19 protein-coding genes and 1 rRNA gene are annotated in these 20,701 nt (G+C 68.3%); 10 read left to right on the top strand and 10 right to left on the bottom strand.

The genetic code is table 11. The annotated features are described in order from the left end of the window. Nucleotides 1-42: 42 nt before the first annotated feature. Nucleotides 43-1,113: an SDR family oxidoreductase gene (locus HH310_RS35340; RefSeq protein WP_169180085.1), complete on the top strand. Its 1,071-nt coding sequence runs from the start codon at nt 43-45 to the stop codon at nt 1,111-1,113. Nucleotides 1,114-2,291: 1,178 nt separating this feature from the next. On the opposite strand, the gene HH310_RS35345 is transcribed toward HH310_RS35340, so the two are convergent. The 3 genes from HH310_RS35345 to HH310_RS35355 all read right to left on the bottom strand — a co-directional run bounded on the left by HH310_RS35345 (nt 2,292) and on the right by HH310_RS35355 (nt 3,621). Continuing rightward, complete coding sequence (locus HH310_RS35345; protein WP_169180086.1) at nt 2,292-2,702, bottom strand: type II toxin-antitoxin system VapC family toxin; 411 nt, start codon at nt 2,700-2,702, stop codon at nt 2,292-2,294. After that, entirely contained in the window at nt 2,699-2,977 is a 279-nt protein-coding gene (locus HH310_RS35350) for a type II toxin-antitoxin system Phd/YefM family antitoxin (protein ID WP_169180087.1), read from the bottom strand. The genes HH310_RS35345 and HH310_RS35350 overlap by 4 nt, the downstream gene beginning before the upstream one ends. A gap of 125 nt (nt 2,978-3,102) precedes the next feature. Then, nucleotides 3,103-3,621, bottom strand: coding sequence for a TetR family transcriptional regulator (locus HH310_RS35355; protein ID WP_169180088.1), 519 nt, complete (start codon nt 3,619-3,621; stop codon nt 3,103-3,105). Between the two features lie 150 nt (nt 3,622-3,771). On the opposite strand from HH310_RS35355, the gene HH310_RS35360 reads away from it, so the two are divergent. Then, entirely contained in the window at nt 3,772-4,632 is an 861-nt protein-coding gene (locus HH310_RS35360; RefSeq protein WP_169180089.1) for an SDR family NAD(P)-dependent oxidoreductase, read from the top strand. A 1-nt stretch (nt 4,633) separates the two neighbouring features. Here the strand turns inward: HH310_RS35360 and HH310_RS35365 are convergent, their stop codons facing one another. The 4 genes from HH310_RS35365 to HH310_RS35380 are packed head-to-tail and all read right to left on the bottom strand — an operon-like array spanning nt 4,634 to nt 7,190. Next, the gene (locus HH310_RS35365; protein WP_169180090.1) at nt 4,634-5,188 is read right to left on the bottom strand and encodes a DinB family protein; all 555 of its coding nucleotides are present in this window, start codon (nt 5,186-5,188) and stop codon (nt 4,634-4,636) included. 10 nt (nt 5,189-5,198) lie between these two features. After that, nucleotides 5,199-5,753 (bottom strand): hypothetical protein, encoded by a 555-nt coding sequence (locus HH310_RS35370; RefSeq protein WP_248294733.1) that lies wholly within the window; start codon nt 5,751-5,753, stop codon nt 5,199-5,201. A gap of 11 nt (nt 5,754-5,764) precedes the next feature. Beyond that, nucleotides 5,765-6,385: a DNA-3-methyladenine glycosylase gene (locus tag HH310_RS35375; protein WP_169180091.1), complete on the bottom strand. Its 621-nt coding sequence runs from the start codon at nt 6,383-6,385 to the stop codon at nt 5,765-5,767. Nucleotides 6,386-6,389: 4 nt separating this feature from the next. Continuing rightward, nucleotides 6,390-7,190 (bottom strand): SAM-dependent methyltransferase, encoded by an 801-nt coding sequence (locus tag HH310_RS35380; protein WP_169180092.1) that lies wholly within the window; start codon nt 7,188-7,190, stop codon nt 6,390-6,392. 146 nt (nt 7,191-7,336) lie between these two features. Between HH310_RS35380 and HH310_RS35385 the strand changes: the two genes are divergently transcribed. From HH310_RS35385 to HH310_RS35400, 4 genes are read left to right on the top strand one after another with little or no spacing between them, the layout of a single operon-like run. Next, the gene (locus HH310_RS35385) at nt 7,337-8,068 is read left to right on the top strand and encodes a CAP domain-containing protein (protein WP_211193027.1); all 732 of its coding nucleotides are present in this window, start codon (nt 7,337-7,339) and stop codon (nt 8,066-8,068) included. 48 nt (nt 8,069-8,116) lie between these two features. Further along, nucleotides 8,117-8,566, top strand: a complete 450-nt coding sequence (locus tag HH310_RS35390; protein ID WP_169180109.1) for a type II toxin-antitoxin system PemK/MazF family toxin — start codon at nt 8,117-8,119, stop codon at nt 8,564-8,566. Between the two features lie 24 nt (nt 8,567-8,590). Next, entirely contained in the window at nt 8,591-9,166 is a 576-nt protein-coding gene (locus tag HH310_RS35395; protein WP_169180094.1) for a hypothetical protein, read from the top strand. Nucleotides 9,167-9,176: 10 nt separating this feature from the next. Continuing rightward, nucleotides 9,177-9,830 carry a nucleoside monophosphate kinase gene (locus HH310_RS35400; RefSeq protein WP_169180095.1) on the top strand — a complete coding sequence of 218 codons (654 nt, stop codon included), beginning with the start codon at nt 9,177-9,179 and terminating at the stop codon, nt 9,828-9,830. On the opposite strand, the gene HH310_RS35405 is transcribed toward HH310_RS35400, so the two are convergent. Next, nucleotides 9,831-10,580 carry a polyphosphate kinase 2 family protein gene (locus HH310_RS35405; RefSeq protein ID WP_169180096.1) on the bottom strand — a complete coding sequence of 250 codons (750 nt, stop codon included), beginning with the start codon at nt 10,578-10,580 and terminating at the stop codon, nt 9,831-9,833. It lies immediately after the preceding gene. Nucleotides 10,581-10,640: 60 nt separating this feature from the next. Between HH310_RS35405 and tyrS the strand changes: the two genes are divergently transcribed. Further along, a complete protein-coding gene (gene tyrS / locus HH310_RS35410; RefSeq protein ID WP_169180097.1) occupies nt 10,641-11,897 on the top strand; it encodes a tyrosine--tRNA ligase in 1,257 nt (418 codons plus the stop codon). Here tyrS and HH310_RS35415 read toward each other — a convergent pair. Continuing rightward, nucleotides 11,894-14,971 carry an ATP-binding protein gene (locus tag HH310_RS35415; RefSeq protein WP_169180098.1) on the bottom strand — a complete coding sequence of 1,026 codons (3,078 nt, stop codon included), beginning with the start codon at nt 14,969-14,971 and terminating at the stop codon, nt 11,894-11,896. The genes tyrS and HH310_RS35415 overlap by 4 nt on opposite strands. 14 nt (nt 14,972-14,985) lie before the next feature. Next, nucleotides 14,986-15,618: a hypothetical protein gene (locus tag HH310_RS35420; RefSeq protein ID WP_169180099.1), complete on the bottom strand. Its 633-nt coding sequence runs from the start codon at nt 15,616-15,618 to the stop codon at nt 14,986-14,988. A gap of 281 nt (nt 15,619-15,899) precedes the next feature. Here HH310_RS35420 and HH310_RS35425 point away from each other — a divergent pair, with 281 nt between their 5' ends. From HH310_RS35425 to HH310_RS35435, 3 genes are all read left to right on the top strand, one after another. Continuing rightward, entirely contained in the window at nt 15,900-16,205 is a 306-nt protein-coding gene (locus tag HH310_RS35425) for a CU044_2847 family protein (protein WP_211193008.1), read from the top strand. An 8-nt stretch (nt 16,206-16,213) separates the two neighbouring features. Next, complete coding sequence (locus HH310_RS35430; protein WP_169180100.1) at nt 16,214-20,185, top strand: trypsin-like peptidase domain-containing protein; 3,972 nt, start codon at nt 16,214-16,216, stop codon at nt 20,183-20,185. Nucleotides 20,186-20,621: 436 nt separating this feature from the next. Beyond that, nucleotides 20,622-20,701, top strand: a 16S ribosomal RNA gene (locus tag HH310_RS35435); the annotation flags it as partial.

Genomic DNA, 20,701 nt, shown 5'->3' on the forward strand with positions numbered 1-20,701 from the left:
TCAGTTGACGGCGCGTCCAGTCACACGTCATCATCAAGCACCATGGACCGCACCGCACTGGTCGTGGGCGTCACCGGGATCGCCGGTTACAACACCGCGGAAGCGCTGATCGCCGGCGGGTGGCGAGTCGTCGGGCTGTCCCGCACGCCTCGTTACGAGATCCCCGGCGTCGAGCACGTCTACGCCGACGTCCTCGACCAGTCGTCGGTCGAGGCGGCGACGGCCGGGCTCGGCATCACCCACCTGTTCTTCAGCACGTGGTCGCGTCAGCCGACCGAGGCGGCGAACTGCGCGGTCAACGGCGCGATGCTCGACAACACGCTACGGGCGCTGGCGCACACCGCGTCACTGCGTCACGCCGTGCTCATCACCGGCCTCAAGCACTACCTGGGCCCCTTCGAGGCGTACGCGGAAGCACCGGCCGACACGCCTTTCCGGGAAAGCCAGGACCGCCTGCCGTTTCAGAACTTCTACTACGAGCAGGAGGACATCCTGTTCCGGGCGGCCGCGGAGCAGGGCTTCACCTGGTCGGTGCACCGCCCGCACACGATGATCGGCTACGCGCTCGGCAACGCGATGAACATGGGCGTCACCCTCGCGGTGTACGGCAGCATCTGCCGGGCGGGCGGCGAGGCGTTCGTCTTCCCGGGCAGCCCCCAGCAGTGGAACGGGATCGTCGACATCACCGACGCCCGCCTGCTGGGCCGGCACGCGGTCTGGTCGGCCACCGAGCCGGCCGCCGCGAACCAGGCCTTCAACACCACCAACGGCGACGTGTTCCGCTGGCGGCAGATGTGGCCGCGGCTGGCCGAGGCGCTGGGGGCCGACGCCGCACCCTATTCGGGTCACGCCGACCCGCTCGACGCCCGGCTCGCCCACGCCGACGAGACCTGGGCGATGCTGACCGACAAGTACGCCCTGACCCCGTACCGCGCCACCGACCTCGCCTCGTGGTGGCACACCGATGCCGACCTGGGCCGCCCGATCGAGGCGTTCGCCGACATGTCGAAGAGCCGCGCGCTGGGCTTCCTCGACTTCCAGGACTCGACCCGCTCCTTCTTAGACCTCTTCGCCACGCTGCGCGACCGCCACGTGATCCCGGAGCTCTCCTGACCACCCGCTTCAACACCCTCGCGACGGCGACGACCGCCTCGGCTCACCGCACGGGTCGCGACACGGCGAGCCGCGGTTGAGCCGCGCCCCCGCCCCGCCGACCCGACCTCATGTGCAACTTGGACCGCCCTGCCGACTTACCGTGCGGCCGGCGCTGGTTCGGTCAGCTTGGTCTGCGGCCGGCCCTGGTTCGGTTGGCTTGGCGTGCGGCTGGTGCTGGTTCGGTTGGCTTGGCGTGCGGCTGGTGCTGGTTTGGTTGGCTTGGCGTGCGGCTGGTGCTGGTTTGGTTGGCTTGGCGTGCGGCTGGTGCTGGTTTGGTTGGCTTGGCGTGCGGCCGGGGCCGGTTCCGTCGACTTGCCGCACAACCAGGAATGGTTCGGTTGAACTGGCGCATACCGGTTCGCTTCGGGCCTGATGCGCAGCCGGGACCGCCGCAACCGCGCTGATCGCCGTGGTCGCGCGCCGATCCCCTCGCGGTCGGAAGTCCACCATGTGGATGCTGCGGCCACATCGTGGACTTTTGTGAACCTTGGAGAGTTGCGCCCACATACGAGCCATAACTCTCCAAGGTTCGCGTCCGACCGGCAAAATCCGCCGGGCGAAAGCCGCATCTCCTACCAATATGTTCATCCATAATGGACGGGAATTCCGCATCGTGGACGCCGCGTCCAGGGTGTGGTCGGAGGTCTCAGTAGGCGGTCGCCGGTCCCACGTTCTGGAATCGCCGAGGCCATCCGCCGAGCCCAGCAGCCCGACGGGCCAGCCGACTGCGCCGCTTATCGCAAATTTCGGATATGTCCCGGGCGGAGACAAGCGATGCACGGCGGTTCCGGCCACTGCGCCGACCCGGTGTGCTGGGCCGACCGGGTGTCGTGCGGTGATCGGGTGTCGTGCGGTGATCGGGTGTCGTGCGCTGGCCGGGTGTCGTGCAGTGACTGGGCGACCCACGCCGACCGGGTGTGCTGGGCCGACCGGGTGTCGTGCGGTGATCGGGTGTCGTGCGCTGGCCGGGTGTCGTGCAGTGACTGGGCGACCCACGCCGACCGGGCGACCTACGCCGACCGCACGATCGACGCCAACCTGTGCCGCGTGCCGACCTGCGACCCACCGCAACCCGGCACCACAGCAGCACCGGACAACGACCACAATCCTGATCGCCCGAGCCGGCGCGACAGGCCCTACTCCTGCCCCGGGCTGGCCGTAGGAAGACCGGCCGCCCTAGCCGAGTCGAGCAACCGCCGGTCGTACGAAACGAACGCGATCAGCGCCGTCCCGGACTCGTTCGTCAGGATCTGGGCCGTGGCCAGGTGGATCGCGTCCAGGCTGCGCAACGTCGGCTCGGCGAACGCGGCCGCCGTCGCGCGGACGGTGCTGTCGATCTCCAGGCGGAAGAGCCGGCCCACCGCGGTCGGCACGCCGATCAACGCCTGCGGGGCGGCCCGCCGCAACGCCCGCGGGACCTCGACCTCGACCAGCGCGGACGACACGAGCGGCACGTCCTTGTGCAGGTTGAGCCAGGCCACCAGGTCGTCGCTGTGCACCTCCTTGCGAACCAGCTTGACCACGGCGGCGGAATCGAGATAGATCACCAGCGCTCCTCCTCGCGCATCTCGGCGAGGGTGGCGGACACGTCGATGCCGTCGTCGCCGAGTGCCGGCGGGAAGGGGATCGGCCCGGTGCTCGTGGGAGCGACCGCCCGCCCCGTCGCCACCAGCGCGGACAACGCCGATCGGTCGTCGCCGACCGGGACGAGCCGGGCGATCGGGCGCCCCCGATCGGTGATCTCGATGGTCTCGCCGGCGCTGACCCGCGCCAGCACCTGGCTGGTGTTCTGGTTCAGCTCGCGCACGCCGATACGCTCCATGAAAGTAGTGTAGAACCTCATGTTCTACATAAGCCCGCATTCCAAGAACCGGCAGCGGGTGAAAGACCCCGGACGGGGTCGCCGGTTTATGCGGGACTAGCCTACATGCGACTAGTGTACGTCTGTCAAGGCGTGACCGCCACGAGCTTTCCGACCGCGAGGCGCACGCTGTCCGGATCGGGGTCACCGAGCATGGCGATCGCCACGATCATGTCCATCAGCGTCGCGGCCGGTATCGCCGGATCGATCTTCCCGTCGGCCTGCGCGGCCGCCACCGCGGTGGACTTGTGCCGGACCGACTCGCTCACCGCCGGCGCCGTCCGCGAGGCTCGTTCCAGCTGGAACCACGTCGTCAAGCGGCTCACCAGGGGATGGCGCCGGTTGTATTCGTGCAGCCCCACCGCATAGCCGGGAAGATCATCCGCGGTGAACTCGACGGCTTCCACGGCCTGCGTCACCAGGCGGTCGTAGACCACGTCGAACAGCTGCTCCTTGTTGCCGAAGTAGTTGTAGACGAGACCCTTGCCGCAGCCGGCCCGGGCGACGATGCGGTCCACCCGCGCCCCGGCGATGCCGTGCTCGGAGAATTCGACGGTCGCGGCGTCGACGATGCGTTCCTTGGTCTGTTCGACACTGCGGGCCATCCGCAAAGTTTAGCCACCGCGCGATGTGAGATAGGAGACGTGAATTCTCGCCGAACCCCGGTTATCCATGGGATATCGACAGCAATGCTTCCTTAAAGACCTTTCTCCGGTGTTATGACTGACTGGTCAGTCCGAACAAAGGAGAAAGACATGGAACGGGTTTGGTTCGTCACCGGCGCGTCCCGGGGCCTGGGCCGGGAGATCACCCGGGCCGCGTTGTCCGCCGGCGACTTCGTCATGGCGACGGCTCGGCAGCCGGAACGGCTCAGCGATCTTCAGGCGCGGTTCGGGGCGCGCCTGGCGACCGCTCAGCTCGACGTTTCCGTACCGGGCGCCGCCGCCGGCCCCCTGGCTGCGACGCTGACGCGTTTCGGGCACCTCGACGTCGTCGTGAACAATGCCGGCTACGGCAGCATCGCGCCGATCGAGGACGTGACCGACGACGATTTCCACAGCCAGGTCGCCACCCATCTGTACGGCACGCTCAGCGTCACGCGTGCGGCGGTGCCGATTTTCCGCCGCCAAGGTTCCGGCCGGTTCATTCAGATCGCGTCGATCGGCGGGCGGACCGGCGCTCCCGGATTCGGCGTCCATCAGGCCGTGAAATGGGCCGTCGAGGGATTGTCCGGCGCTCTCGCGAACGAGGTGGCGCCGCTCGGCATCAAGGTCACCGTCGTCGAGCCCGGTGGCCTGCGCACCGACTACAACGGAGTCTCGCGCCGCGTGGGCTACATCCGTCCCGAGTACGCGGCGACAGCCGGGATGAACGCGACACTGCTCGGGGAGTACCACGGCCGCGAGCCGGGCGACCCGGCCAAGGCAGCCCAGGCGATCCTGCAGGTGGCGGGCATGCCGGAGCCGCCGTTGCGGCTGCTGCTCGGCACCGACGCCGTGCGGTACGCGGCGGCGGTGGCCGCGGCGCAGGCCGAGAGTGATGCCCGGTGGCGGGACCTGAGCCTCTCCATCGCCGCCGACGACGAAGACGAGGGCGCCCCGCTGGAGACCGTCTGAGTCAACGCACCCCGGCCCGGTAGAGATCCCGCAGCAGGCAGATCTCGCCGCCGTGATGCATGACCTCGCGGTTGATGTGCACGATCAGCGCCGCCATCGGGTCCTTGGCGAAGGAGGACCCCCGTGCACCCAGCGGCCGTTCCAGCGCCTCCGCGTCCAGCTCCGCGATGGCGTCGTGCCATTTGCGGTATTCGTCCGAGAGGAACCGCAGCCCGGCAGCTGCCGACCCCGGCAACTCCGGCGGCCAATGCCTTATATCGTACATGTCGGAATTGTCGTCAAAAGACCCGAAGAACGTACTGGTCCGCGTACTCATCGCCGTCGCCACGTGCACGATCCGCCAGGCCAGCGTGGTCACCGGCGGCGGTGAAGGCGGCCGCACCCCGTACCCGTCGAGCGTCCAGCCACCGTCCCCATCGGGCCGCAGCGACCAGCACCCCACGGCCGGCTCCCAGAAATACTCCTCGTCGGTGAGCCCGGCCAGGCGCGGCCACAGATGCACATCCCAATAGAAGGACAGTTGCGAGACCAGCAGAGCGCCGTAGTCGACCGCCATGACCGACACCTTAGGCGAGCGGCGACCCCGCCGATTGCGTCGTCGTCGGCTGCGGCGCCGCGTGGTGCGTCAGCACGGCCCCGGTCATGAACGCGCCGCCGACCGCCAACGCACCCAGCACCCCCAGCGAGATCTGCTGCTCAAGATCCACCTGCCGGGCGTAATCCGCCGCGGTCACCACCGTCGTACGCCCGTTCTCGGTCAGCACGTACTGCCCGTCCCGCAGCGACGTGTCCCCGTCCAGCCCCGCGAACGCCACCACCACGGCCAGCCAGAAGCCGAAGAACAGGACGCCGGCCAGCATGCTCGCCCAGTGCGGCACGTGCGGCGGCACCCACGAGGTCAGGCTCCAGGGGCTGCGCGGCCGCGTCGTCCGGTAGTACCAGCGGTTCCCGATCACCCCGGCGATCACCCCGGGAACGGTGAGGGCGGCGGCGAGCCCCACCGCGATCGGGGCCGGCGCCAGCCGTACGCCCATGGTCAGCCCCGTGATCAGCGCGGCCGACCACAGCATCCCTGCGGAGCACAGTGCCCCGCACACGACCATCCACCGTTGCGAGATCATCGCCTCGGACGCTAGCGGCCGGGGCGAGGCTTCGCGGCGGTTTTCCCGGTATGCCGCCGGTACCCGCTGACCGTTTTGTCCCCGGTGAGCCAGAACCGCCACGGCACGTCGAGCGCCGAGGTCACGCCCACCCGCGGCCCGGCCGAGATCGGCCCCGGCGGCGAGACCGGGGGCGACACCGTCACCGGACCGGTCCCGTCGATCACCGATGTGTCGTTGCCACTGCGGTCCACGGCCAGGACCTGCATCAACTTGGCCGGCCCGGCGGCCAGATCACGGTCGTGGCGCGCGGCCGGGCGACGCGCGCGGGCCAGCGGAAGCCCGTCGACGACCTCCCCGGCGCGCAGCAGCACGGCCGCCGCCCGGCCCTCCTCGCCGCAGACGATGTTCGCGCAGAAGTGCATCCCGTAGATCTGGTACACGTACAGCCGTCCGGCCGGCCCGAACATCACCGCGTTGCGGCCGGTCACCCCACGATGGGCGTGACTGGCCGGATCCTCACCCAGGCCGCTGTACGCCTCCACCTCGCTCACCCGCACGGTCACCCCGTTGGCCGTGAGCCGCCAGCCGAGCAACGCCCGCGCGGCCTGGTCCACGGCTTCGGCGGGCAGGTCGAGCCAGGCGTACGTCATCGGGCTAGCGAATCACCTTGCGAGCCACCACGCCAAAGATCGACGCCTCGACCGGGCTGGGGTGTTCGTCGCCGTCCGGGTCCGGCCGCCAGTCGCCGACCGGCACCACACCCGGCTCGATCACCTCGAGACCGGTGAGGAACTCGTCGAACTCGGCCCGGCTCCGCGGGTGCACGTCCGAGCGGCCGGTGCGTAGCGACTCGTCCCAGTTGGCCTTCAGCTCCGGGGTCAGGAAGTCGGTCGTCGCGTACGACATCACCAGATGGCTGCCCGGCGCCAGGGCGTCCAGCAGGGTGCCGACGACCCGGTTCGCCTCCGCGTGGTCGGCCAGGAAGTGCACGACCGCGACCAGGATCAGCCCGACCGGCCGGGACAAGTCCAGCACCTCGGCCGCCTCGCCGAGAATCTTGTCCGGGTTACGCAGATCGTCCTCGATGTACCGGGTCTCACCCTCCGGCGTGCTCGTGAGCAGGGCCCGCGCGTGCGCCATCACCATCGGGTCGTTGTCCACGTAGACGATCCGCGCGTCCGGCGCGACAAGCTGCGCGACCTGGTGCGTGTTGTTCGCGGTCGGCAGCCCGGTGCCGACGTCGAGGAACTGCCGGATGCCGGCGTCGGCGGCCACGTAGCGCACGGCCCGGCCGAGGAAGGCCCGGTTGGCGCGGGCCGCGATGCGTGCCGCCGGGTACGACTTCGCGAGCAGGTCACCGGACTCCCGGTCGGCGGCGAAGTTGTCCTTGCCGCCCAGCCAATAGTTGTACCGGCGGGCCGGGTGGGCGACACCCGTGTCGAAGCGGTCGGTCATCGCAACATCCTAAGAGGATCATCGTCTTTTAGATCTCGGTGTGCCGAACCTTAAGCGATCATTAGCAACCGGGATAGGTGCCGGTCGGCGCCGCATAGTGGGACGCGCTGTCCACGCGTCTGCTGAAAGTGACCTTTCCCGTGTCGATGTCTGCCGCCCGATTCCGGTACACGATGGTGGCGGGAGCCACCGCGGTGGTGATCGGCTCCGGCTTCACCGTCGTCGGTCTGAACAACCACGCCGACGCGAAGGAAACGGTTCCCGCCGCGGCCACCGAACCGCTGGTCGCGGTGCCGCCGCCCACGCAAGAGGCGACCGTCGACGTGGCCGCGACGCCGCCGCCCGCGAAGACGACACCGACGCCGAAGCAGAGCACGACGCCGAAGAAGAAGACGACCAAGCCCACCCCGAAGGCGACCAAGACCACGACCGAGCGCAAGAAGGCGCCGGTGACCAGCGGATCCGTCGTCGACCAGGTGCTGGCCCACATCAACGCGGCCCGCGCCGACGAGGGCCTCGGCGCCCTCACGCTGGACAGTCAGCTCTCCCAGGCGTCCGCCAAGCACAACCAGCTGATGATCGGCGGTTGCGGCCTGTCCCACCAGTGCTCCGGCGAGGCGGACCTGGGCGACCGGTTCAGCGCCGAGGGCGTCAAGTGGTCGTCCGCGGGCGAGAACATCGGCTTCGGCTCTAGCGGATCGAGCACCGCCGACATCGTCAAGGCCGCGAACGGGCTCACCGACAGCATGCTCGCCGAGAAGCCGCCGAACGACGGCCACCGCAAGAACCTGCTGAACACGGGCTTCAAGCGGATCGGCCTGAGCATCGTGCGCGACGGCAAGGGTGTGACGTGGATGACCCAGGACTTCGTCAACTGACCGGCCCCTTAGAGTCAGGCCGTGGCAAAGACGATCCTCAACACCCTCATGCGCCGGGTCCGGTCCGGACCGCCCGGCCCGCGCGTCGCGCGACCGTTGCAGCGGCCGGTGCCGCCGCCCCGCCGGCGCGGCCCGCGCCACCTGGAGTATTCGCCCAACCTCGACGGCGATGCCGACCCGGGCGAGATCGTGTGGACCTGGGTTCCGTACGAGGAGGACGCGAGCCAGGGCAAGGACCGGCCGGTGCTGGTGGTGGGTCGCTCCGGGCGTACGGTGCTGGGATTGATGCTCTCCTCGCAGAGCGAGCGCGACGGCCAGCTGAATTGGCTGGGGCTGGGCCCGGGGTCCTGGGATCGGGAGAACCGTCCGAGCTGGGTAAGGCTGGACCGGGTGATCGAGGTCGACCACGACGGCATCCGCCGCGAGGGCGCCATCCTGGACCGCAAGCGCTTCGACCGCGTCGCGATGACACTGCGGGACAACTACGGCTGGCGGTGAATCCGTCAAGCTAGCGTTGAGCCTATGTACAAGGACGTAATGGTCGGTTTCGGCGGCAAGCAGGCCTGGCTTGCCGTCGCGGCAGGCGTTCCGGGCGCCGTGATCGCGGCCCTCGGCCTGCGCGACCTCGGCGAGGTGCCGTGGCGCGACGGCATAGATCTGGCACACCTGACCGACGACCGGGTCGCGGTGACGCCGCCGCTGCCCGGTGCCCGCGACACGCAGTGGGTGCTGGCCACCGGCCGGCGGCTGCTGACCCCCGGCATCGACGTGATCGGCCTGTCCGCCACGCTCGGCACCGAGGTCCAGTTCTTCGCCACCCACCGGGTCACCGAGCTGCACCGCTGGCAGCGGGCCGTCTCCGGCGAGCTGGTCCGCACCTTCGGCTACGTCGGGCAGACCGGCGAGGTCACCTCGTGGCACGGCGAACCCGACCCGGCCGAACGCGAGGCGGGCCTGCCGGGCACGTTCGACGAGGAAACCACCGTTCTGGTCGGCGAGAAGGACGTGCTTTCGGTGGCCGCGGCGTGGAGCATCGATCCCACCACCCTGACCGGGCGTCCGGCGCCCGGCCCGCTGCGCATCGGCGCGGCCGACTGAGAGGGCTCACATGCGCAAGTACGTGATCATGGGAGTGCAGGGCAGCGGCAAGGGCACCCAGAGCGAGATCCTGTGCCGGGACCTCGATCTCGTCCACATCGCCGTCGGGGACATCTTCCGCTGGAACGTCCAGCAACACACCAAGATGGGCGCGCAGGTCCGCCGCGTGATGAGCGAGGGGGAGCTGGTCGGCGACGACATGGTCGAGCAGGTGGTGCGACGCCGGCTCGACGAGCACGACTGGAACTTCGGCTTCGTCATCGACGGCTTCCCCCGCAACGGGCGCCAGGCCGAGTTCTTCATGGAGAGCTACGACATCGACGGCGTCATCCACCTCGGGCTCTCCGACGACGAGGTCCGCCGCCGGGTGCTCAGCCGCCGGCTCTGCCCCAACTGCGGCATGGACTACAACCTCATCGCGGACCGTCCCGAGGTGGAGGGCCGCTGCGACATCTGCGGGCACGAGCTGGTGCGCCGCGAGGACGACACGCCCGAGGCGCTGAACGCCCGGCTGCGCGACTACAACGAGAAGACGCGGCCGGTGCTCGAGCTCTTCGGGCGCAAGGAGTTCGTGCACGACATCGACGCCCGTCCACCGGTCGACGACGTCCAGCAGGCCATCCGCGAGGCGCTCGGCCTGCCGGACTACAAACCCGCGCTCTAGTCAGAAGTCGTGGCCGAGCTTCTTGAGCTCGGCCTCGACCGCGTCGCACACCGCCTCGACGACGGCGAAACGAGCGTAATGCTTGTTGTCGCCGGGGATGACGTGCCACGGCGCGAACTCCGGATCGCAGCGTTCGAGCATGTCCCCGATCGCCTTCTCGTATTTGTCGCGCTTCTCCCGGTTGCGCCAGTCCTCGTCGGTCAGCTTCCAGGTGCGCAGCGGGTCGTTCGCCCGGTCCTCGAACCGGCGCAGCTGCTCCTCCGGCGACACGTGCATCCAGAACTTGACGATGATCATGCCCTCGGCCGACAGCGTGCGTTCAAATTCCACGATTTCCTCGTACGCCCGTTGCCACTGCTCCTTCGTGGCGAAGCCCTCGACCCGTTCGACCAGCACACGCCCGTACCAGGAGCGGTCGAACACCGACATACCACCCCAGCCGGGCAGCTTCGGCCAGAAACGCCACAGGAAATGGTGCCGTTTCTCGTCATAGGTCGGGGCGGCGAACTGCGACACGCGTACGTGCCGGGGGTCCAGGGGTGCGACCAGGCGTTTGATCGCCCCGCCCTTGCCGGAGGCGTCCCAGCCCTCGAAGACGCAACACAGTGGCGGGCCGATCTTCTTACCCCCGATCTGGCCGCCCAGAATCAGACGCAGCCGGAGCAGACGCTGCTGCGCCTCCGCCAGCCGGGCGACGGCCTTCTTCTTCGAGATGTCGATCGGTGAGGTGGCACTACCCAGGCGGCTCATGGGTACAGCATCGCTAAACCCGGTGGACTCCGCACATACCTTGTGCGGGACAATTGCCCGGTGACTTTCACAGACGACCTGACGTGGCGTGGATTGATCCAGGATTCGACCGACGCGTCGTCGTTGCGCGCCGCTCTGGACGGCCCGGCGATGACGTTCTATGTGGGTTTCGACCCCACCGCTGCCTCGCTGCACGTCGGTCACCTCATGCAGGTCATGACCGCCCGCCGGCTCCAGCTCGCCGGCCACCGCCCGTTGCTGCTGGTCGGCGGCGCCACCGGCCAGATCGGCGACCCGCGCGAGTCCAGCGAGCGCACCCTGAACCCGCCCGAGGTGGTGGAGAGCTGGGTGGCTCGCATCCGGGCGCAGCTGTCACCGTTCGTCACCTACGAGGGCGACAACGCGGCCACGATGGTCAACAACCTGGACTGGACCGGCCCGACCTCGGTCATCGAATTCCTGCGCGACGTCGGCAAGCATTTCCCGGTCAACAAGATGCTGGCCCGCGACGTCGTGCGCAACCGCCTGGAAAGCGGCATCAGCTTCACCGAGTTCAGCTACCAGCTCCTGCAGGCCAACGATTTCTACCAATTGCACGTACGCCACGACTGCGCGCTCCAATTCGGCGGCTCCGACCAGTGGGGAAACATCACGGCAGGCGTCGATTTCGTACGCCGTCGCGGCGCCGGTCCCGTGCACGGCTTCACCACGCCCCTGGTCCTGAAGGCGGACGGCACCAAGTTCGGCAAGAGCGAGGGCGGCGCGACCTGGCTCGACCCGGCGATGACCTCCCCGTACGCCTTCTACCAGTTCTGGATCAACGCGGACGACCGCGACGTGAACAACTACCTGCGGTACTTCAGCTTCAAGCCCCGCGAGGAGCTGGAGGCCCTGGAGAAGGACACCGCCGAGCGGCCGCAGGCGCGGTTGGCCCAGCGCGCCTTGGCGTACGAGCTGACCGCCCTGGTCCACGGCGAGGAGGAGGCGTCCCAGGCGGTGGCGGCGTCCCAGGCGCTGTTCGGCCGGGGTTCGCTGTCCGACCTCTCCGAGGGCACGCTGCTGGCGGCGTTGTCCGAGGCGGGCCTGCACGCGGTGGCGGGCGAGATGCCGCCGTTGGGCGCGTTGCTGAAGGACGCCGGCCTGGTGGCGAGCGCCAACGAGGCCCGGCGCACGATCAGCGAGGGCGGCGCGTACCTGAACAACGAGCGCATCACCGACGGCGAGGCCGTGCCCCCGGCGTCGGCGCTGTTGCACGGCCGCTTCCTGGTCCTGCGGCGCGGCAAGCGCACCTTCGCCGGCGTAGAGGTCACCCGCTAGCGGGCCGCGGCGCGCTGAATGACCTCGTCGCCGGTCAGCGGACTCGGCGGGTGGTTACTCAGGCAGAACGGCGCTCGCATCTTGACGAAACCCGCACCCTCGATCGCGGCATAGAACTCGCCGCGATCGAGGCGGCCCACGTCCGGGATGGGACTGCCTTTCACCCGGGCGATCTCCTGGGCGGCGTCTATCTGGGTCATGCTGGTCAGCAGGCCGAACAACTGCGTGGCGGCGTTGCCCGGAATCCGATTGTGCAGAGCCTTCGGGGCCTGGGTGGCGAAGACCAGTCCCAGGCCGTATTTACGTGCCTGCGAGGCCAGCATCAATGTGCTGTGCGTGCAGGGCGTCATGCCGCCGGACGGGGCGAGCGTCTGCGCCTCATCCATTACGAAGAGACCGCCGAGCGGCCGGTCGTTGGCCGGGTTGTGCTTGATCCAGGCGAACAGGGCGACTTGTAGCTGATTGACGAAGGTCTGCCGTTGTTTGTCGTCCGGGAGACCGACGAAGCTGATCACCGAGATTCGAGCTCGCTTGCCCGGCGGGGGAGTGAGCAGCTCACCCGGATCGGACAGCGCTCCCTCACCACCGAAGAGCGGATCGTTGATGATTGCCGCCTTGAGGAGCTGAGACATCTTCGCGGCCAGCTTTATGCCATCTTCGTCCAGGTCACTGACACCCTCCGGTAGTTCGCCGAGCAAGGCGACCAGACCCGCGAGGTCACCGCCGCCCCGCCGTGCGTAGTGGATCAGGGCCTGACGGAGAACTGACTGGCTGAGCCGCGCCTTGTCGGTGTTTGCGTCCGCACGTGCATGGGGTGCGAGGGCGGCTACCGCCACCTCGATGCCTGCCTCGAACGCATCAGGATCGTCCACGATCTCGGCGAAGTCGGGCAATGGCCGGAAACTCAGCGGACGGCCGCCGCGACGTCGCGGCGTCCATATGATGACGTCGGTATTCGCGAGGTAGTCAGCGGCGCGCTCGGCGTCGCCGGGCCACCAGGAGGCCGGTGGCGTGGGATGGGGGTCGCCCAGGCGGGCCAGGTCGTTGTTGGGGTCCAGCACGATGGCGGACACGCCGTGCAGAGCGCACTCCTCGACGAGTCGGCGGATCAGAACCGTTTTGCCTGAGCCGGACCCGGCGAAGATCGCGGTGTGCCGGCGCAGAGCCTCCAGTCCCACGGTGACCCGCCCGTCGCTGTCCACGGGTGCGCCGATGGCGATGACCTCGTCGTCGACGGTGCTTGCGGCGACCTCGGCGCGACGATCGCTCAACGTGTCCCGCAGGACGGTGATCTCCACGGTCGGTCTGCGTCGCGCGAACCAGGGACGCAGGGCGTCCTCGCCGTACTCGGCGATCAGCTCGTGCAACGCCGTCAGCCGGACTACGTCGTCTTCCGGCAGCGCGAGTGTCTGCCCGCCGGCCTGGCGGAACGTCTTGATCACCTCTTGCGTCCGGGTGCCTGGCGACCAGGGTGGGGTACGCAGCAGGAACAGTCGCCGCTTCGGCACCCCCTCGGTGAGCCCGGCCGCGGTTGTGGCGTTCCTGATGCGGTTCAGAGCTGAGATGTGATGCTTGGCCGCGACCGCCCGGAACGACCAGTGTTCTTCGTCCTCGTCGTTGGTGTCGATGGTCCGGCGAAGCCGCGCGTGTAGCGCCGGCTTGCCACCGGACTGCGGGTCGACCCCGTACATTTCCCCGGCTGCGCCCTGCTCCGCGATCCAAGCCGTCAGGCCGGCCCGCAGCAGGCCCGGCACGACCGAGTCCTCCGTGTCCTGAGCCAAGGCCGTCGCGGGATCGGCCTGCTTCCGCAGCTCGTCGTAGCGAGCGTCGAACCCAGCGAACTCTGCCGGAGCCGTGGTGTCCGCGGGTAGCGCGGGCGGCGATTCCGGGAGGGCGTAGAGGAGATGCTCGAGATCTCGGACGTCGTCGTCGGCCACGCATGCGCGTACGTGCCGGTCGACGGTTCGCAGGAGCTCGCGCGGCGTGAACTGGACGACTTCATCGAAGGCGGCGGGACGTACCGGCCAGGTGGGGTAGGGCGGGTCGAAGGGGATCTCGGCGAACCGCGTCGCGAATCGCCGCGCCACGAGCGCCTCCCCGATGTCTCGGGACGGGATCTCCTTGAGCTGGACGGCTTCCCGGAAGCGGTCCTGGACCGTATCGGTGACCTGATCCTTGATGTCGCGCCAAGTCTTCGGGAGACACGCCACCACCGAAAGCGTGCGCCGGGTGCTCTCCCGCAGCGACATGAGGCCGCCGGCTATCTGTTCGAGCAACAGCGAGGTCTGCCAGTTCGTGCGGTCGTTGCCGGCGGTGGACTTCACCGACTGGGCGATGAGCACGTCGATCTGATCAACCGCGATGATCGTCGGTCCGGTGAGGGCGAGCAGCCGTGAGATGTCCCGGACGATCTCCTGAGCGGACCGCTTGCCGCGGCGCATGCCCCACGTGGTGCGGTCACCCTGCTGTTCCTCGTCGTTCGAGCAGAGGAAGCCGTACCCGATGTCCTGGGCGGACAACGAATCCGACATCTGCAGAGCGAGCGCTCGCGCGGTGTCCTGACATTCCATGCCGATGCGCCGGTCGTGTTTGCGGAGCAGGTCGATGAAGGCGTCCAGTGCAGGCCGCGTCAGGTCGTATTCGCCGATGAGCGCACGACGCACCGGTCTCGGCGCCTCGAGGAGATCGGCGAGTTGCTTGAAGAAGAAAACGAGCTGCGTGTCTCCATCGGGACGAGTGCGCGCGAACCCGTCGAGCAGCGCGATGGAGGTGCTGCGCCAGAATGCTTTGGCCTCGAGGATCTCGACCAGGAAGAAGTACCCGCCGGTGAGTTGGACCCGTTCCCGCACGATGCCCAGCAGATGAGTCTTGCCGGTCCCGCGTTGACCTTGCAGAGCAATACCCATCGGGCTTTCGAGATTACGTGCCGCGTCGTCGACGCCCTCCATCACGAGGTCGAGAATGTGCCGGTGCAGGCCGTCAACGTGGTAGGACGAGGTGCGCCAGACGTCGTCGGGAGTCGGCGCCCAGCTCAGCCGGAGGGCCGTCAGGGCACGCCGTTGCGTTTCGTCCATCGCGCCAGCCTCCGTCAGACGCCGATGGCGATGAGGTGCTTGAACTGGTTGCCGATGCTCACCGCGGCGGTGCGCTGGCCGTCGGTCAGAACCTTCTGATTGGACTCGGGAACCAAGCTGACGTCGCGGGCCAGGTTGAGCTTGATCAGCGCGGCGTCGAGGTCCTTGCGGCCGACGTCGGGCAGAGCGTTACGTAGCTCATCGAGCATCACGTAGTCGCCGGGGCGCGCCGACACGGCGGAGTACGCCTTACGTATCCGCTCCTCGATTTCCGCGTCGGGCTCGGCGATCGCCTGGACCGGGCCGCTCAGCCGGAACCGGAAAAGGTCCTCCGCGTTCGTCCCGGTTCTGGACATGAGATTTCGCAGAAATTCCAATGCCGAATAGAGGGCCAGCCCGATCGTGCCGGATCGCTCGGGCCGTTCTCCCTCGAGTTCCGCGATCGCCCGGTCGTGACCCTTCTGGGTCAGCTCGAGGAGGAAGGGGCGCTTCTCGCGATTCACCTCGATGTATCCCCATTGCTCTAGCTGGACGCGCTTGTCCGCTTTAAGGCTGTTGCTGACCATGGGATTCTCGAGTGGAGCGGCTTTGATCATCAGGGTGAGGAGGACGTACCGCTGCACCGACGTAAGTTCTTTATCCGGCATTTCCGGGCGCTCCTCGGGGCGCCAGCGGGCGCCGTTGATCTCGGATTCGACGGCAGGGTGCCGATTACGCGCCGATTCTGCCGACCTGGGCCCCGGCGTCGCAAGGTCGTCTACGGCGGCTGCCGATATCCGACAGGACGAATTAGAGTTGATCTTTTATGTACCTGCTCATGCGATTGCCTCAAACATCCGTACGAGGAAGGTGGAAATCCCCGTCCTTGCCATTTACGTAAGCCGCCAGGGAGCATGTCGCTCGGTGTGAGAGCGATGGGGGAGTGGTCGTGTCGCCCGAGATCGTGTCCTACGACGTGGATGGAACCACTGTCGCTCAGTTCGAGATCGACCCGATGGACGGGTTCGTCCCGGCCGGTTCCGGCAGTGTGCTCGGCAAGGTCCGGGACGCGGCAGCGCCGGCGATCGAGGCCGCTCGGGAGATCCTCGATCAGGCGCGGGCGCTGTCACCGGACGGCGTCGAGGTCAAGTTCGGCGTCAAGGTCACCGGTACCGCCAACTGGCTGGTCGCCAGGGCTGCCACCGAGGGGAACTTCGAAGTGACCCTAACGTGGCATCCCACGGCAGGCGCTTGAGGCACGCGGTGCTCCGGCCGCCCTCGGACACCTGGGCCGTCGCGATTTTCGACGGCGAGCGGTCCGGCACACCTATCGGCTCCGGCATCGTCATCGACACCAACCTGGTGCTGACGTGCGCTCACGTCGCCTGCCCCGACGAGGTCCCACGCGACTTGTGGGTGTCCTTCCCGAAGGCCGACGTCGCCTACCGGGATCGGCGGAGGGTCCGTCAATGCCTGCTCAACGGGATCCCGGACGAGAACATCGACCTCGCCCTGCTCGAGCTGGTCGAACCGGTGCCGGCCGTGGTCACCCCCGCCACGTTGCGTTGCCTGGCCGGCAAGGACCTCCTCGACCGGCCGTGGTGGGCGTTCGGCTATGCCAACCCCGACGGATCGTCCGCGCACGGCAAGGTCACCGACGACCAGGGACACGGCAAGGTTCATCTCACCGTCGAATCCGAAGCCGGAGTCGCCAAGGGATTCAGCGGCGCCGCAGTGTGGTCGTCCGACTACCAGGCCGTGGTCGGCATCATCGAGACGCACGACAGGAGGGGTGACGCGCAGGCGCTCACGTTTCGATACGCCGACGATCGCCTGTCCGGCCTGAAACTCAGCGCGCACGCGGCCTGGCAGCCGGCGGACGCGGACGAGGCGGCATTGGCGGCGTGGGGCTGGACGCTCGTCAAGGACGACGAGGCCGGCCGGCATTGGCTGCCGCGAGCGCGAGGGCTGGCTGCCGCCGGCGAGAACGGCTACCGCTTCCGCGGAAGGAGTGCCGCGCTGCACCGTCTGGTCGGCTCATTGGATCACCCCGTCTCGTCCGGCCGGCCGCTGGTCGTCACGGGCTCTCCGGGGACCGGAAAATCCGCGGTGCTCGGCCGGATCGTCACGACCGCCGACCCGGTTCTGCGTGGCCGGCTTCCCGTGGATGACCAGGCGGTGCGTGCCACGCCCGGCTCGGTGGCCTGCGCCGTGCACGCCAAGGGCAAGAACGCATGGGAGGTGGCCGGCGAGATTGCCAGGGCCGCCGGAGTAGGCCTTCCCGCCGCACCTGTCGACCTCGTGTCCAGCCTCCGCGATCGTCTTGCTGACCGGCCCGCCAGGTTCAACTTGATCGTGGACGCTCTAGACGAGGCGAGTACGCCCGAACAGGCGCGGCTGGTGGCCCGGGATGTCCTGCTACCCCTCGCCCGGGTGGCCGGCGTCCAGGTCGTGGTCGGCACCCGGCGTGGCCTCCTCGACGAGTTCGGTGCCGATCCGGATCTTGTCGACCTGGACAGCCCGCAATATTTTGCGGCCTCCGACCTGGTCGACTACACCGAGGCGACGCTGCGTCTGGCCGGAGATCCGCGAACCGGCAACCCTTATCAGGAAGGCGGCGTGGCCCGGCCGGTGGCGCGGCAGATCGCGCAGTTCGCGCGCGGAAACTTCCTCGTTGCCGGGCTTGTGGCACGTGCGCACGCCCTGCGTGACGTCACGGCGGTCGATCCGAGCGCCACTGCCTTCGCCGGCGACATGGCCTCCGCGTTGAACGCCTACCTGGACGCGCTGCCCCGAATCGCGGGCAGCTCGGCCCGGCTTCTCCTCACCGCACTCTCCTACGCCGAGCCGCCGGGCCTCCCGCTGCGCCTCTGGCAAGTAGCCGTGACGGCGCTGGGCGGCACCGTGAGCGAGGAGGAACTCGAAAGGTTCGCTCGCACGTCGGGCGCGAACTTCCTGGTGGAGAACACGGACACGGTCGAGACCGGATACCGCCTGTTCCACCAGGCACTGAACGACGAACTCATGACGGGCCGGGCCCGGGACGAACTGCTCATCGTGCGCGCCTGGGTGGCGTACGGCCGGTCCCTGGGTTGGAGCGCGGCAGCCGGCTACCTCCTGCGCTACCTCGCCGGGCATGCGGCTCGCGCCGGGCTGCTCGACGACGTCATCGCCGACGACGACTACCTGCTGCACGCCGAGCTCGATCGAATCCTCCGGAATGCGGATTCGGTCACGACCGAGGAAGGCCGGGCGCGGGTCGCGTTGCTGCAGCGCACTCCGGCGGCGATAGGCGCCACGGCGCGTGAACGGGCCGCGCTCTTCTCAGTCGTCGACCACCTGGATGGTCTGCGCGCGAACGTCACGGTCGCCGGGGCTCCGTACCACGCGGCATGGACACGGACTCGGCCCCGCCAGGAACGCACCGTGCTCGAAGGGCATGTGCAGGCGGTCTACGACGTCTGCCCGGTCCTGGTCGAGGGCCGGAACCTGCTGGCCTCGGCGGGCGAGGACGGTGATGTGCGGTTCTGGGACCCGCTGACCAACCAGTCCGAGCGCGTAATGCACTGCCACGAGGACTGCGTTCGCGGGCTCTGCTCGGTGCGGGCCGCCGGGGAGACCTTACTGGCCACGGCCGGCCACGACGGCACCATCCGGTTGTGGGATCCGGCCGGCGGTCTGCTGGTGTACGAACTGCGCGGACACGATGAGTGGGTCCGTAACATCTGCACGATCCCGTACGGCGAAGCCGACCTCCTCGCCTCGGCGGGCGACGACCGGACGGTACGAATCTGGGATCCGTCCACCGGCACGCGACTTCACGTTCTCAGCGGACATACCGGCTGGGTGACCGCGGTGACCCACGTCCCGGTTGGTGATCGTCACCTGCTGGCGTCCACCGGCTACGACGGCACAGTGCGGCTATGGGACCCCCTCTCCGGGCAACCGCTGCTCCGGCTCACCGGCCACACCGGCTGGGTGACCACCTTGTACGCCGTGACGACCGGCCATGGCACGTTGATCGCTTCGGCGGGCTATGACGGCACGGTTCGCCTGTGGGATCCGATCGCCGGTGTCGAAGCGGCTCGATTCGATACCGGCACACCTATGACCGATCTCTGCACGCTCGACACTCCTGGTGGTCGGCTCCTGGTGGGCACCGGCGAGGACGGCGCGATCCGGCTCTGGGACGTGGCGACCCATCGGGAGCGGCCGCCGCTGTACGGACACTCGAGCTGGATCCGTGCCGTGTGCGAACTGCCGATGGCCGACCGCCGAGTTCTCGCCACCGCGGGCGACGACGGCACCGTACGCCTGTGGGATCCGGACGGTGGCCTGCCACGCCCGGTGGACGCCGGGCGGCAATTGCGCGCCGTGACGTCGTTGTGCACGGTCGTCGTTGACGGGCGGGACGCGCTGGCGTCCACCGGAAGCGACGGTTACGTGCGGTTATGGGAGCCTGGCAACGGGACCGAGATCGCCGAGTTCGCCGGTGACGTCGGAGCGCTCAACGACCTCTGCGTTGCTGACGACCTGCTGGTCGCGGCCGCCGGCGACGGCACCGTGCAAATGTGGACCGTGGCAACCGGCGTACACGAATCGCCGATGACCGAGCACTTCGAGGCGGTGAACGCGGTGCGGGCGCTTCCACTCGATGGCGGCACGATGATCGCCTCAGGCGGGGATGACGTCACCATCCGCCTGTGGCGGCCACACGGCAGAGCCGCCCAAGAGGGACTGACCGGCCATAGCGACTGGGTAACCGCTCTGGCAGTCACGGTGCGAGATGGTTGGCCGGCGCTGGCGTCGGCAGACAAGAACGGGACCGTACGCCTGTGGGACTCCGACGGCGGCAAGCTTTGGTCTCAGCACGGCCACGCGGACGCCGTGAACGCGCTGTGTGCGATAGGTGGCGAAGGGCGGCGGCGGATAGTGTCCGCGGGGGCGGACGGCCTTATCCGACTCTGGGATCTCGAGGATGGTCGCCCCGCGTTGACGCTGAGCGGGCATGTCGGCGAGGTGACCGGGATCTGCGCGTTACCGGCGGCGGAGCGACAGATCCTGGCATCGGCCGGGAAGGATCGCACCGTGCGGCTATGGGATCCGGAGAGTGGTCGGGCGCTGCGTTCGATCCCGGTCCATCATCCGGCTCTGAGCTGCCACTTCGTAGGCGAGCGGTTGGTGGTCGGTTTGACCCAGGGACTGCTCGCCCTAGCCATCGCCGGGATCGGATGAGCAGTAGGTTTTCGTCCCTTTTGGCGCTGTGACCCGGGTCGCGGGGGGCCGATTTGGCGGGCGGGGGTGCGGCCTGTAATGTTTACCGAGCCGCCAGGGAGACGGGCGAGCAAGCGGGGCCTTCGGGCTGGCGCAGCGGCCGTCCTGACGGAACCCCGGGAAATTGTCACGGTGAATGATCGTGTAGATTTTCGGGGGCCTCGAACGGGAATGTTGGTCAATTTCGCGGAGATTTCGCGAAATTGACGCGGCGGGAACGAGAGAGTAAAGTTTAGCGAGTGCCCGGGGCAAGCGACCGGGTGTGGTTGTTCTTTGAGAACTCAACAGGGTGCTTTGTAAAGCCAGTGCCAAGAATGATTTTTACCCAGGGCCGGTTTTATATCGGCTTGGATTCCTTTGGCAACTTTTTGTTGCTGGGATGATTTTCCACAAATTTTTGTTGGAGAGTTTGATCCTGGCTCAGGACGAACGCTGGCGGCGTGCTTAACACATGCAAGTCGAGCGGAAAGGCCCTTC

Source organism: Actinoplanes sp. TBRC 11911, from assembly GCF_012933445.1.
Taxonomy (GTDB): Bacteria; Actinomycetota; Actinomycetes; order Mycobacteriales; family Micromonosporaceae; genus Actinoplanes.